At 67.7% G+C, this 14,124-nt stretch carries 10 protein-coding genes and 1 pseudogene; 3 read left to right on the forward strand and 8 right to left on the reverse strand.

All coding sequences use genetic code 11. The annotated features are described in order from the left end of the window. Positions 1-5: 5 nt before the first annotated feature. The 3 genes and pseudogenes from AB0E85_RS05300 to gltX all read left to right on the forward strand — a co-directional run. Positions 6-1,385: pseudogene (locus tag AB0E85_RS05300) on the forward strand (hypothetical protein); the annotation flags it as partial. Between the two features lie 1,014 nt (positions 1,386-2,399). Next, entirely contained in the window at positions 2,400-2,960 is a 561-nt protein-coding gene (locus AB0E85_RS05305; protein WP_361922591.1) for an ATP-binding protein, read from the forward strand. 1,082 nt (positions 2,961-4,042) lie between these two features. Next, on the forward strand, positions 4,043-5,410 hold the full coding sequence (gltX, locus tag AB0E85_RS05310; protein WP_361922594.1) for a glutamate--tRNA ligase: 1,368 nt from the start codon (positions 4,043-4,045) through the stop codon (positions 5,408-5,410). An 11-nt stretch (positions 5,411-5,421) separates the two neighbouring features. On the opposite strand, the gene AB0E85_RS05315 is transcribed toward gltX, so the two are convergent. The 8 genes from AB0E85_RS05315 to AB0E85_RS05350 are packed head-to-tail and all read right to left on the reverse strand — an operon-like array spanning position 5,422 to position 13,910. Next, complete coding sequence (locus AB0E85_RS05315) at positions 5,422-6,414, reverse strand: glycosyltransferase (RefSeq protein WP_361922596.1); 993 nt, start codon at positions 6,412-6,414, stop codon at positions 5,422-5,424. Next, entirely contained in the window at positions 6,411-7,016 is a 606-nt protein-coding gene (locus tag AB0E85_RS05320) for an HD domain-containing protein (protein ID WP_361922598.1), read from the reverse strand. The genes AB0E85_RS05315 and AB0E85_RS05320 overlap by 4 nt, the downstream gene beginning before the upstream one ends. After that, positions 7,013-8,740 (reverse strand): carbamoyltransferase C-terminal domain-containing protein, encoded by a 1,728-nt coding sequence (locus AB0E85_RS05325; protein ID WP_361922601.1) that lies wholly within the window; start codon positions 8,738-8,740, stop codon positions 7,013-7,015. The genes AB0E85_RS05320 and AB0E85_RS05325 overlap by 4 nt, the downstream gene beginning before the upstream one ends. After that, positions 8,719-9,579 carry a radical SAM protein gene (locus tag AB0E85_RS05330; RefSeq protein WP_361922604.1) on the reverse strand — a complete coding sequence of 287 codons (861 nt, stop codon included), beginning with the start codon at positions 9,577-9,579 and terminating at the stop codon, positions 8,719-8,721. Before AB0E85_RS05330 ends, AB0E85_RS05325 begins: the two co-directional genes overlap by 22 nt. Before the next feature lie 15 nt (positions 9,580-9,594). Further along, the gene (locus tag AB0E85_RS05335; RefSeq protein WP_361922607.1) at positions 9,595-10,695 is read right to left on the reverse strand and encodes a hypothetical protein; all 1,101 of its coding nucleotides are present in this window, start codon (positions 10,693-10,695) and stop codon (positions 9,595-9,597) included. Next, complete coding sequence (locus tag AB0E85_RS05340) at positions 10,692-11,813, reverse strand: GTP 3',8-cyclase MoaA (RefSeq protein WP_361922610.1); 1,122 nt, start codon at positions 11,811-11,813, stop codon at positions 10,692-10,694. The genes AB0E85_RS05335 and AB0E85_RS05340 overlap by 4 nt, the downstream gene beginning before the upstream one ends. Beyond that, on the reverse strand, positions 11,800-12,792 hold the full coding sequence (locus tag AB0E85_RS05345) for a D-2-hydroxyacid dehydrogenase (protein WP_361922613.1): 993 nt from the start codon (positions 12,790-12,792) through the stop codon (positions 11,800-11,802). Before AB0E85_RS05345 ends, AB0E85_RS05340 begins: the two co-directional genes overlap by 14 nt. Continuing rightward, a complete protein-coding gene (locus tag AB0E85_RS05350) occupies positions 12,789-13,910 on the reverse strand; it encodes a glycosyltransferase family 4 protein (protein WP_361922616.1) in 1,122 nt (373 codons plus the stop codon). The genes AB0E85_RS05345 and AB0E85_RS05350 overlap by 4 nt, the downstream gene beginning before the upstream one ends. Between the last annotated feature and the right edge of the window lie 214 nt (positions 13,911-14,124).

Here is a 14,124-nt window from a genome sequence, read left to right on the forward strand (position 1 = left end):
TACTCTTGCCGCAGCTCGCCTTCGCCAACACTCTCTGGGCTGAATACGATCAGTTGGAGAAGCCGGTGCGGGCGGGTCTCCGTAAGGCGATGGCCAAGTTTCAGACCCTGACGATGGCGGAAATACGCGCGGACAAGGGGCTGGGCCTGGCGGCCGTGCGCAACGCACGTGACCCGCGCTTGAGGACGATCCGCATCACCGAGTTCTGGCGTGGCGTCGTCCTCGCTCCCAACGACGGCGGTGACACGTTTCTCCTCGTCAAGGTCCTCCCGCACGACGCGGCGCTGGAGTGGGCTGCCAAGCGGCTCTACACCGTGAACTCCGCCACCCACAGCCTCGAAGTCCGTGACGCGCCAGCCATCGAGCAGCTCACGACAGAACTGGAGGAGTCCGCCGCCCAGCTTCCGTCGCGATTGTTCGCAAAGCATTCCGACGAGGTCTTGGGAGAGCTTGGGATCGACCCGCAGACTCTGAAAGCCGTGCGGACCGTCGTAGACAGAGCGCAACTCGAAGCTTTTGGGCCGTTGCTGCCTGAGGACCAGTTCGAGGCGCTGCAATACCTCGCCGAGGGGTTCGACGCTGCCGAGGTCCACCGCGATGTGGTTGCTGTGCGACGTCCTGCCAACGCGGGAGCCGGAGTGACTGAAGATCTCGCGACCGCCATCGCCAACACGCGTACCCGCATCACCATGGTGACCGGTTCCGAGGACTTGGACGAGATGGCTCGCAAGCTCTCCGTCCCGCCGCGGCGCGGAGAAGTGGCCGGCCATGCCACGCGTGGCGAACGTAAGGACTACCGATGCGAACGCCTCCCTCTGGTCGGTGGCGGGCAGGCAGACGTGTTCAGGGCGACGCACAAGCCGACCGGAGAGATCGTCGCTCTCAAAAAGCTACGGGAGAAATACCCGTTCCCTCGCCAGGTTGCCCGTATGAAGCGCGAGATCGAACTCGGCCGTGGCCTCAGTGGGCACCCTCACTCGATGCCGGTTCTGGACCACGACCCAAAAAACACATGGTTCGTCATGCCCTACGCGCAGACCACAGCGGAGCGGTGCAGGGAGGAGTTCACCGACGCAGCCGCATTGCGGGCGCTCCTGGAGGCACTCTGCTCCGTCCTTGCCGTGGCACACCAGGAGGGCTGGGTGCACCGGGACATCAAACCGGCGAACGTGCTCCGGCTTGACGGCCGCTGGGTTCTCGCGGACTGGGGCGTCGTGCGGCGTCCCCCAGGGCAGACAACCGATCCGCAGCGCACCCGAGTGGGAGTGTTCCTGGGGTCCGACGGTTTCGCCGCTTCGGAGCTGTACGACGATGCCCACCGCGTCGGAGCGACCGCCGACATCTACAGCCTCGGCCAGTTCATCGGGTGGGCCGTCACTGGTGAGATGCCCCTCGCGAACGTCCCTCTCATCCCGAAATCTGGTGCTTGGCGTGCGGTTGTACGGGAAGCCACGCACAGGGATCCTGCTCGACGGCCGGCCACGATCGCGGACTTCCTCAAGCTGATCGACCAAGAGCTGGAGATACCGGCACAACCCCCCTTGCTGCGTGGGGAGTACCTGAACCAGGAATTGGCCGACGGCTCGTCCGGAGCGGCAGAAGAGCTGATCACCCTCGCCGCCGCGCATACCGACGACGCGGCTCTGTACTGTGACCTCTTGGTCAAAGTACCTCTGGCCCCCCTTATGCCGTCACTGCTGGCGCAACCTCACCGCGCCGTCGAGGTCGTTCGCGCCATGGCCGCGCTGCTCGGCACTGGCAGATTACCGGAGCGCGGAGAGGTGGGTGCCACCATCGCATGGCTGATCACCATCGCCCAGAAGGCTGCCGAGGCAGGTGAGCTGGACCTGCTTGAGGAATGCTGCAGCGGCGCATTCGAGTGGGACGCTCGGTGGGATCAATGGGCAGCGCAGGCAGACATTTCCCGCTGGCTGTCGACACTGACCGGAGACGTAGCTAGTTCAGTGGCAGCGATGCTGCGCCAGCATCCTGGATGCGCAGAGCATTTTCAGCACTTGTCTGGTGACGTCCGCGTCGACCATCGAATTCGCGCGGCTGTCTCGTAGGTATTTTCCTGGATCTCGTGTGCTTGTCGAACGCTAGAGGGGAGCTCTGTGCCGTGGGCTCTCGCCGAACTCGCCGCGACCACGTCTGAACCGCGCACCGCAACCCAGCTCCTCTAGCGATCGACTGGTCTGCGGGCAGGCCAGTCAGAGATGGTTCGCTCTCGCGACGGCCGATTTGCCCGTCGTCGACATTCGCCGCACTTCAGCTATCACAACTCACGGCGATGTCAAGGGGACCTGCTTGGGACGCCTGGGGACAGACTGTCCTCACACGGTTCTCGTCGGATGGAAGGCTTTCGTTAACTGAGGCCGCTACCGAGTGAGGTTGTCGTCATGGCACGCAGCGATTCCGAATGTCCGACGAACGGATTCACGGTTGAGGCTGCTGTTGACGCTGTCCCGCCCGCGCGTCGCCGGGTCGTAGCGGTGGCCCAGCATCTGGGCGGCCCCTTGCGGGACGAAACCTTGGAGACCGTTGAGCTGATGGCAAGCGAGGTCATAGCCAACGCGGTTCTGCACTCAGCTGGCCCATGCGACGTTGTTGTGACCCGCACCGCCGAATGGCTTCGCGTGGAAGTCACGGACACTGACCCCACGTTGCCGAGCACCGTTGCAGCCACACCGAATGACGAGAGTGGCCGGGGTCTTCTGCTCCTCGACGCAATGGCGGATGCCTGGGGCACGAGGCCGGAGGCCGAGGGCAAGACAACGTGGTTCGAGATCAGGTTGGAGCCTCCGTACGAAGGGATCCGCGAAAGCTCGGCGAAGGCTCCGTTCTCACCCCGCGCGGTTGCCGTGCGACGAGCTGAGCAGCAGCACTCCTCGGCGCGGCCGGTAAAGTCGCAGTCGTCGTCGGTCTCGGCGACGGCCAGGGATCGGGATCAAGCTGCCTGAGCAGAACTACGGGCGCCTGACGGTGTCACGTCACGGGTACGGCCATCACGCGCTCGTGGACGGTAGGCCCTTGGATGTGTGCCCTTCGGCCGCACGAGGGGCGCTCTGCCTGAGGTGCACGTTTGTTCGGCCCTGCTTCAGGCATGAATGGGGGTGTTCGCGTGTCGCCGCAGGCTTCGGAAGGGAGCCCCGATGGACCAGGCCCGGGTCACCTCGGCGGTCGGAAGGTGCTTAGCGCCGAGCTGGTGCGTGACGCGCGGCGGCAGGTGCACAACGGTGCTTCGGTAGATCATCTCGCACGTGCGTTCGGGGTGGGCAATAGGGCGCTCTCCAAGGCGGTCTACGGCTCCACCTGGCGCGGGGTGGAGGACCCACCGCCGCTCAGTCGTCCTCAGCCCGCTGATCCTGACCAGCCCAGCCCCACGGTTCTGAACGAAGAACATGTGCGCAGACTGAGGCGCGAACACGCCGGCGGTGCGACGGTGCGCTACCTCGCGACGAGATCTGGCCTCCCTTACAACACGGTCCACGATGCGATCCGCGGCGTCACCTGGGCGCATGTCGATGACCGGGCGCCCGAGGAGTCCTCTGGGGAGTCGAGTCGGCCAGGTGTTCTGCTGACCGCAGCGACTGTGGAGGAAATGCGGCGTGCGCGTGCACGCGGAGATTCCCTGCGATCGCTCGCTGACAGGTTCGGGCTGCGATACGCGACGGTCCGGGCGGCTGTGCAGGGGACGACTTGGCGCCATCTCATCGATTCGCCTCCTGTGCCAGCCTCCGGACGGGGCGGACGGCATGTGCTCACGAGCCAGCAGCAAACGGCACTCGTGCGGATGCGTGAGCTGAGCGGGGCCACGTACGCGCAGCTCGGAGTTGCGTTCGGCGTCAGTGAAGCTACAGCTTGGAATGTCTGCCGACGTCGACGCTCAGATCTGGAGTGAGCCCGCCCGTGCTCGAAAGATGGGATGAGGATGATGCCATCCGCACTCGTGGGTGCGGGCGAGCACCCGCTGGGAATCGGTAGGCTTGCACGCATGTCTACAGCCTCCACGCGCGTGCGTTTCGCCCCATCCCCGACTGGAATGTTCCACGTTGGCGGGGCCCGGTCGGCTCTCTACAACTGGGCCGTCGCGCGACAGTCGGGGGGCAAGTTCGTCCTGCGGATCGAGGACACCGACGCGGCTCGCAACAAGCCGGAGTGGATCGACGGCATCATCAGCGCGCTCGCGGCCATCGGGATCCACGAGGACGATCCCGCCTTCGAGGGGCCGTACTTCCAGTCGCAGAACGCCGACCGTCACAGCGAGGCTGCCCAGCAGCTCTATGCGCAGGGCCGCGCGTACTACTGCGACTGCACCCGTGAGCAGCTCCAGGAGCGGACCGGTTCACAGCACCTCGGCTACGACGGCTTCTGCCGGGACCGGGGTCTGGAGTACGTGGAGGGCCGGGCGCTGCGGTTCCGTACGCCCACCGAGGGCGAGACGGTCGTCGTGGACCTCATCCGGGGTGAGCCGTCCTTCCCGAACTCGGCGATCGAGGACTTCGTCATCGCCCGCGGTGACGGCTCCCCGGTCTTCCTGATCGCCAATGTGGTCGACGACCTCGACGAGGGCATCACCCTGGTCATCCGTGGTGACGAGCACCTGTCGAACACGCCCAAGCAGCAGCTGCTGTGGGAGGCGCTCGGCGCGAAGGCCCCGGTGTGGGCGCACCTGCCGGTGATCGTGAACGAGAAGCGGCAGAAGCTGTCCAAGCGACGGGACAAGGTCGCTCTCGAGGACTACCTCGCCGAGGGCTACCTGCCGGAGGCGATGACCAACTATCTGATGCTGCTTGGCTGGGGCCCCGGGGACGACATCGAGATCCGTCCGTACGAGGAGCTGGAGCAGAAGTTCCGCGTCGAGGACGTGAACACCTCGCCGGCCTTCTTCGACATCAAGAAGCTGACCGCCTTCAACGGCGAGTACATCCGCGCCCTGCCGTTGGAGACGTTCGTCGAGGCCTGCGAGCCGTGGCTGCGTGCCCCGTACGCCAACTGGGCGCCCGAGGACTTTGACCAGGCCGCGTGGGAGGCGATCGCCCCCCACGCCCAGACCCGCGTGGCCGTCCTCTCAGACATCACGGCCAACGTCGACTTCCTGTTCCTGAAGGAGCCGGTGGAGGACGAGGCGTCCTGGGACAAGGCGATGAAGGGCGACCCGGTGGCTCTCCTCACCACGGCCCGCGCCAAGCTGGAGACGGCCGACTGGACCAGCCCCGAGTCCCTCAAGGAAGCGGTCCTGGCCGCCGGCGAGGAGCACGGCTTGAAGCTGGGCAAGGCCCAGGCCCCGGTGCGCGTCGCGGTCACCGGCCGCACTATCGGTCTGCCCCTCTTCGAGTCCCTGGAGGTCCTCGGCAAGGACCGCACCCTGGCCCGGATCGACGCGGCGCTGGCGAAGCTCGCCGGCTGATCATTTCGTGATCACGGTCCCGTCGCCTGTGCGAGGAGGCGGGACCAGGCATCGGCGAAGTACGTGGTGTCGAAGCGGGCCAGCGTCTCGTACACGGTCTTCGACTCGGCGGGTGCCGCGGCCGCCCGCTCTCGTATCTGCTGGGCCAGCCGACGCGGATCCGGGGGCGGCTGCTCGGTCAGACGCGCGAGGTCACCGAGCCCGGCGATCGGCTGGATGAGGCAGGGCATACCCAGGAGCAGAGCTTCTGCGGCGCAGCGGCTCCACCCCTCCCGCATACGGGGAGTGAAGACCCCGACGTCGCAGGCCCGTAGCAGTTCGAGGTACCGGGGACGGGGCAGGTCGAAGTGGTGTCCCGGGGAGCCGATGGTGTTGCTTCCGGTGGTCACGAGACGGAGCCCGGGATCGGGTTCGATGGCCGCGGCGACCTTCTCGATGCCTTTCCAGTGCACGGCTTTGCCCGCGTACACGATGATCTCGTTTTGGGGGAGACCGAGGCGGGCCTTGCACTCGGCAGGGTCCATGCCGCGGACCCTGCCGATCTCGGCGAGATCGAAGGCGTTGTAGATCACGTGGACGTTGTCCACGCCGCGCTCCCGCAGGAACGTTGCCCAGGACGGGGCGACGCACACGACCGCGCGGCACTGGGGCAGAATCGCGAAGAGCCTGCGCCACAGCAGCGGTTCGAGGGGCCAGGAGTCGAACTGCAGCGGCTCGTAGTGGTGGAAGACGAAGACGGTCTGGGCCCGCATCTCCGGGGTGAAGAACAGGATGCTGAGGTCGTCCCAGAGGAACGCGCCCGGTGCGTCTCTGAGTTCGCGGATGTGAGGCGCGAGGCGGGCGAGGTGGCGCACCTTCCGGCCTCGGCGGACGGTGTAGGCGCGCTTGTAGTCCGGCACCGTCCGCCACTCGATCGAGTCGGCTGTGGCCTCGTGGATCATGCGGAGGTAGACGCGGCCTCCGGTGCGGCCCTTCGGTGACATGGAGTGGACGACCGGGGTCACGTGCCCGCCTCCACCTGCTGCCGGTACTCGGCCTTGAGCACTCCGTACGCGGCTCGTAGTGGCGCGCTCACGTCGCGGGACTCCTTGGCGAGCGGCAGGTAGGTGCTGGTCAGGCTGTCGAGGAAGCGCGCCCGGCGGTCCGGGTCCGGCGAGTGCCGCAGGTCGCGCAGGTTGTCGATGCGGTCGGCGAGACGGATGAGCAGTTCCTCCGGACCGAGACACCTGATCTTGTTGTGCCAGACGTCCGAGTCCCACGGCTGCTTGGGGCGCTGCTCCAACCGGTGGTCGGGGGTCATGGAACGCAGCCGTCGCGTGAGGTCCGGGCCCAGGCCGGACGCTACGAGGCGCTCCGCCGTCGGCGCGATCTCCAGCGCGTCGTGCAGCAGGCCGAGGATCAGTAGTTCGGGATCGGTGACGCCGAGTTCGTCCTTCAGGACGGCCACGACGCGCACCGGGTGGTTGATGTAGGGCGTGCCCTGGTCACGGACGTGACCGGCGTAGATCGTCGTCGCGAGGGTCGCGGCGAGTCGGCCTCGCGCTCGTTCCGGCTCCGGCCAGTCCCTGAAGCCGAGTTCGTCCGTCACGGTGGGGGCGCTGGTCATGTGCGGTCCGTTCCGTAGGAGGTCGTCAGTGCCGTATCGATCCGCACGTGCGGGGCGAGGATCAACGTGTCCTCGACGACTAGGGCGTCGAGACCGAGTTCGACCGCTGCGGCGACGGCCTGCTCGGAGGTGCGGAGTATGGGCGTTCCCTTGAAGTTCAGGGAGGTGTTCAGGAGGACGGGCACGCCGGTGAGCCGGTGGAACTCCTCCAGGAGCGGGCGGACACCGGAGTGCCCTCGGCTCACGGTCTGGAGGCGGGCGGTTCCGTCGTGGTGGACAGCCGCAGGCATCCGGTCGGACTTGCAGTGCCGTGCGCGTACGACCCGGTTCATGAACGGGTCGCCGTCGCCGAGGAACCAGGCGTTGGCTTCCTCAGCGAGCGCCAGGGGCGCCAACGGACGGTAGTCGGCCCGCTGTTTGAGGGCGTTCAGGCGGGTCTTGGTCGCCGCCTTGCCGGGGTGGGCGAGGATCGAGCGGTGACCGAGGGCCCTCGGCCCGAACTCCATGCCGCCCCGCACCCAGCCGACGACGTGGTGGTCCGCGAGGAGCGCGGCGACGGTGGGGATCAGCCGCTCACCGAGGCCGGAGACGCTGCGGTAGCCGCCCGAGAGCGCTCCGTCGGGCAGAGGGCCGGGGAGCGGGCCCCAGTCGGCGTCCTCGGGTGACGGCAGAAGAGGTTGTCCGAGGACATAGTTCCAGGCGTAGAGGGCGGCGCCCACCGCGGTGCCGGCGTCGTGCGGCGCCGGGGCGACGAAGAGGTTCTCGAAGCCGGACTGCTCGGCGAGCGTTCCGTTGAGATGGGAGTTCAGGGAGCAGCCGCCGGAGAAGACCAGTGTGCGGACGGTCGTGATGTGACGCAGGTGACGGGCTACGTGGATGACCGCCTCGGCGAAGACCCGCTGCGCCGCCGCGGCCAGGTCCACCCGGGCGTCCAGCGGCTTCGAGTCGGCGGACCGCGCGGTCCAGAACGCGCCTTCGATCCCGAGCGGGGTCTCGGCGTCGTACGACCCCCATGGCGCCGCGATGTGTACGTCCCCGTTCGCGCCGAGATGGACGAGGTCGCGGAGTTCCTTGTAGTAGCGGTCCGGGTCACCGAAGGCGGCCAGGGCCATCATGCTGCCCTCGACTTCGTTGCCCGGCGGAATCACCCGCAGCGCGAGGTTGCGGTAGAAGTGGCCGAGGGACGGGTGGGCGCGCACAGGTCCGGAGGGGCCGGGGGCGATGGCCGGTGTGACCTGGTGGACGCGGTCGATGCTGTCCGGCGTCAGGTCGTAGCCGGTGATCCGTTCGCGCCCTGACGCGATGTCCATACCGAGGGCGGAACCGCCTGCGTCGATGACAAGGCCGGCGGCGTGCTCCTCGCCGGAGAGGAGATAGCCGGACAGGACGTGCGCGGTGTGGTGGGAGATGAGCTTCAACCGTTGCCCGAGCGCCCCGGGGAGCAGGGCGGCGAGTTCGTCCTGCTCCGTGGACGCCCACGATCCGTGCCGGGGGCTGGGCCGCATGGACGGGGTCCACACGTGGTCGATGTCGTCGACGGTGATGCCGGCGGACCGCAGGCACCAGTCGAGGGCGTGTGTGGGGGCGGTGAGAACCCCCTTGCGTGTGGTGCGGTTGTGTTTCACGCCGCTCCATCGCTCCTCCTCGGCCGCGTAGATGCGGCCGTCGACGATGAGGCAGGCGGAGGTGTCGTGGTGGAAGTTCAGACCGAGCACTGCGGGCATGGGGACCTCCGAGAAGAGGGCGGTGAGACGGAAGCCGTGCGACGGGCGGGAGCGGGGACGGTCTGAAGGCCCGAGTCCCTGTACTCGTGGCACTTCAGGCAGAAGTCGTAGTGTTTGCGGCGCGGCGCGAAGACCCTGGCCGCGAAGTCGTCGTCCCAGACCGTGAACTCGCTGTCGTTCTTGGCCATGGCGTTGAAGCACCGGTAGCAGTCGCCGTCGACCTCGATCATGAGGTGCTGGTCGACGTTGCGGTCGCAGAGGCCACCGAGATCGTTCGCGGGCTGGCCGACGTCGATGTGGTGGACGTGGTTGGTGACGTGGATGGCGCCGTACTCGTCGCACAGGGCGGCCAGTTGACTGAGGCGGTCCGGGGCGATGGCCTCCAGCACGCTGTTGATGACGACGATTTTTCCGGCCTCACGGAGTACGGGGACGACAGCGCTGACCTCGTCGTAGTTGTCGTGCTCCTCGTCGCAGCCGATCAGGACCTGGTCGTAGTGCGCGAGGGTCGCTTGGAGGAGGCGATCGTTGCGGGCCAGGGTGATCGCGTTGGAGCCGAGCACCATGACCTGCTCCGGGAAACGGTCACGGGCAAGGCCGCTGAGCTCGCTGAAGTCGCGGTGAACGGTGGGTTCTCCGCCGTTGATGTGCAGCTGCCGGAACGGGATCTGTCCGAGGCGGTCGAGGACCCGCCTGAACGTCTCCAGCGGCATGTTCTCGCCTTGGCCGCCCTCGGCGAAGATGCAGAAGTCGCAGTGGCGGTTGCACTTGGTCGTGATCTTGATCTTCGCGGTCTTGAGGGTCCTTTGCGTGGTGGACAGCACGGGGGACGACGTCATGGGGAGCCCCTTTGGTCACTCGGGGTGGGCGGAGAGGAAGTCTTCGACGACGGAGCGGTAACGCCCCCACAGGGCGAGGAGGTCGCGAAGGCTGCCTGTCGTGGTCGGGCCTGGGGTCAGCAGCTCCGTCATGGCCTTGACGAGCAGCGCGTCGTCACCGGAGGTTCGGTCGGCGAGACGGGTCAAGGTGTTCCGGGCGGAACGGAGTTCCTTCTCCTCGCGAGCGATCAAGTAGCCGGTCACGGTCTCCGGCGGCGGGTTCAGGTAGTAGATCCAGCGTGCGACGCGCACACGGAGCATGCCGGCGGCCGTGATCCAGGCCGCCGTTTCCGCGTCCACCGCCTCCGGCAGCGGCCTGGGAGGCGGTGTGCGGCGCAGTACGGCGTCCACGGTTACGTGGGCCGTGCGCAGTACCTGAGTGGGGGAGAGGTCCGGATCCGAGGTGGCGGCGGACAGGCGAAGAAACCTCTCGGCATGTGATTCGAGTTCGCCGGGGTGCCAATGGTTGAGAGCCGCGGTCTTCCCGGGGCACCGGGTGCGCGTGGCGAGGGCCGCCGACGCGAACCAGCACGGCGCCACGTAGTGCCAGGCGACGCAGTGCCTTCGGTAGCCGTCGAGGTCGTGGTGGACGTTGTCGGTGCTGTCCTTGTCGAGTTGGTAGCGGCCTGCGATCCTCGCGTCGAGGATCCCGCGGTAGAACCTCTCGTCCGCTCGGCTCCACGGCATCATCCGCGCACGGGACTGCCACCGCCCGAGGGTGGCCGCGCTGCCCGTGACCAGGCTCCAGGTGGAGATCTCGGCCGGCGACACCTGGTTCCGGTCGAGCTCGTCGGCGGTGAACGCGAACCCGGGCGGATGTTCGAGCAGTCGGCTGTGGGTCGGGTCCAGGAGTACCGCCTGGTGGTGGGCGGTGGCCAGCCGCTCGTTCCACTCCCACCAAGAGTCGGGGGCCTGGTCGAGGACGACGCGGATGTCGATGTCCGAGTGCGGTGCGATGAGGTCTCCGGCCTGCCACTTGTGGGTGAGCACGCTCGCGGTGACGTCCTGGGCGGCCAACTGCTCGGCGTAGACGACGCCGAGCTGCGGGTACGACACGGTGGGACGGGCCGTCGTCACTCGGACTCACCTCCGGGCCGGCGAAGCGAGCAGGCCCCGCCCGTATCGCTGGCCACGGGCAGCAGGGGAAGCACGGGCACGCCCTGCGGTCGCTCCATGCGGTCCCAGCGCAGGTCGTAGTCGACGTAGTGGAAGCCCTGCCAGGCCTCGTTGCTGTCGCGCTCGAGCATGGCGCGGAAGAGGTGGGCGTAGGTGTCGGCCATGGTGTCGTCCGAGAGGTGCGGCTTCAGGGGGATGTCGCGGTTGTGGAGGATGCAGGGCCGGGCGATACCGGTGGGCGTGATCTTGATGCGGTTGGCGTCGGAGCAGGTGGCACAGGAGGAGTTGGAGATGAACCCGATGGAGCCGGCCCAGCCGGTCGGCTGCAGGTACCGTCCCGGGCTCCGCACTCCCAGCTCGGTGCGGGAGATCTCGCCGGCCTCCTCGAACCAGGTGTGCAGGCGTTCGCGGACCTCCGCCTCGGCCACGAACTCGGTGGGGAACAGGGCCTCCGCCGGTCCGATGCGCTGCAGCTCGATCAGCCGTACCGCGACGGGCAGTCGCCTGGCGAGTTCGGCGACACCGAAGGCGTCGTCCAGGTACGACCGCTGGAGCACGCAGTTGATCTTGACCTTGAGGCCGAGTTCGAGTGCCCGATCGATGGTGGCACGGGAGACTCGTGGGTCGCCGCCGCCCATGATCTCGGTGGACCGTGCGGGATCGAGGCTGTGCAGGCTGATGTTCAGGTACGTGAGCCCGGCTTCGCGCAGCGCGTCCACGGTCAGGCCGCGGCGCAGGTTGCCGTGGCTGGTCATGCCGATGGTCGCCTTGTCGCCGAGACCGTCGGAGAGCGCTCCGATGATGTCGAGGATGTCGGCGCGCAGCGTCGGCTCCCCGCCCGAGGTGTGCGCCTTGCGGATGCCCCAGAGCCCGGCCTCCTTCGCGATGCCCGCGTAGTCGGAGACCGTGAGCGTCTTGTCCTTGTGTCCGTAGTCGGGCATGCACCGCGGCTTGCAGAAGACGCAGTCGAGGTTGCAGATGGAGTTCAGCGTGAAGGCCAGGTAGGGATGGTTCCGACCCGACTCGGCGAACCGCTGCAACAGGCTGGTCCTGGAAAACCGCTGGTCAGTGGGGATCATGTGTCCCTCCGTGGGTTGGGGTGACAGCACCGTTGAGGGGCTGGCCGGCGAGGAAAAGTCGGAGGTTGTCGATGAAGAAGGCGACCGCCTCGTCCATGTAGGCGTGGCTGAAGACGGCGCTCTTCGGTGTGAGCACGATCTGCGGGTGGTGGCGGAGCGGATCGTCGAGCGCGGGCGGCTTGCGCGGCTGTACGTCGAGGGCGGCGCCGACCAGCGGGCCTTGGTCGAGGGCGCCGAGGAGCGCATGGTGGTCGACGGTGCTGGCCCGCCCGAGGTTGATGAAGACCGTCCCGGGGCGACACGCCTTGAAGGTGCTCTCGTCGAAGAAGCCGCGCGTCTCGTCGGTCGCGGGAAGCAGGTTGACGACGGCACGGGAACGCGAGAGTGCTTCACGAACGCGGTGCGACGGCACCCATTCGATCCCGCCGGGTTCGGAGCTAGGAGCGTTGCGGCGTACTCCCATCACATGCATTCCGAAGGCACGCGCCACCTCGGCGAGGCGGATGCCGACAGAGCCGCAGCCGACGATCGTGAGCGTCTCGCCGTACAGGTCGAAGAAGCTGTCGGCGAGTTCGTCCTTCCACCAGACGGACCGGGTCTGAAGTCGTGCACTCGTGAACAGGCCCCGCGAGAAGCCGAGGAGCAGGCCGATCGCGTGCTCGGCCATCGGCCTCCCGTGGTAGCCGTACCCGCGGGTGAGCGTGATGCCCGCGGTATCGAGCGTGGTGACCGGCCAGTGATCGATGCCTGCGGACGGGGTGGCCGTCCAGCGGAGCCGTCGGGAGGACTTGAGCCACTCCGCGTCGAAGGACCAGCCGAAATAGACGTCAGCGGTACGGATCTCGACAGGGACGTCCTGCTCCTGGGCGAGCAGGAAGCGGACGTCCGGAAAGGCGGACCTCAGTTGTCCGGCGTGCCGATCGGATAACTGCCAGAAGGGGTAAGGAGAGTTGAGGGCAACCAGTGCGGTGGTTGTCACGCTCCACCCCTCAAGGGGGCGCTGCGCGCCATCGCCCAAGGGGCGTACTGGCGCAGGTAGGAGCGGATCGTGGCCTCGTAGTCGTGCCGGGCCATGAGCAGTGCCCTGCCGCGCGCACGCATCTGCTCACGCTCTCGGACGCTGATGTGAAGTGCTCGCCTGATCGCGTGGGCGAGGTTCATGGGGTCACGGGCTCCGGCCGTGAACCCGGTCACCCCGTCGACCACGGTCTCCGTGAGCCCGCCTGCCCGAGTCGCGATCACCGGCGCGGCCCCCGAGGCGAAGGCTTCGAGGGGGATCCTCCCGAACGGTTCGGCCCGGGAGGGCACCACCACTCCCCGAAGCGCCGGACTCCGCAGCCAGGAGCGGTACCGGGGGGAGAACCGCGGCAGGAACGTCGCGTCGATCGCGTAGTCGCGGACCATTGCCTGGAGTCGCTGCTGGTAGCCGGTCAGGGTCTCCGTGTGTGTTGTGGGTGCGAGCAGAAGGTGCGGCACCCGTTCGCCCTGCGTACCGAGGATTCGGACGGCTTCCAGCAGGTCCTCGAAGCCCTTGCTCTCCACCGCCCGGCCCAAGGCCAGCAGGAACCCCGCTTCGGCTTGCGGCGGCAGCGGAGCCGGCACCACGTCCTCGCGGTCGCTCAGGAGCAGTCCGTTGGGGAGATCGACCACTGCCTGTCGCGGGACGCCGTAGACCTGCTCAAGATGGCCGCGCATGTGGTGCGAGATGGCGGCGACGCGTGCGCCGCCACCCACCGCCGCCGTCAGTCCCTTGTGCTCCCAGCGGATGCGCCGCCGGTCCTCCGGGGAGGCGAGTTCACTCGTCGAGCGGGGCAGGAGAAGGAGGCTGAACGGATCGTCGGCGCGTCGATGGGGTCCGAGTCCGAGGAAGGGGATGTCGAGGCCGATCAGCTGGGCCATCGACGCATCGGCAAGGCGCGCGCGGGCGGTTTCCGTGACCCGCTCGCACAGTGCTTCGCAGCCCGCGAGGGCGGCGGTCGCCGCGCGACCACCCGGAACCGGAACGACGTCGGCCCCGGCCCGCCCCAGCATTCCCTCGGTCTCGGTCACCCAGGTGGGGTCGTAACTGGGGTCGGAGCGTGAGATGTGAACGGGCATGACCAGGAGGCGTTCTCGGGGCAGTGCCCGCGTGAGTACCTCGAGGAAGGCCCTGTTGCTGAAGCCCGTACCCGATGTGCACCCGTAGTAGCCGTCATGCAGCGCGACGGCGATCCTCGGCGAGATCGTGGTTGGGGCTGATTCGACGGCTCCTCCTGTGCCTCTCTGACGCTGAAGAGGGACCGCTTTGCTGGTCGGAGTAGAGGTCACGCCC

This window comes from Streptomyces sp. NPDC029044, from assembly GCF_040637495.1.
Lineage (GTDB): Bacteria > Actinomycetota > Actinomycetes > Streptomycetales > Streptomycetaceae > Streptomyces.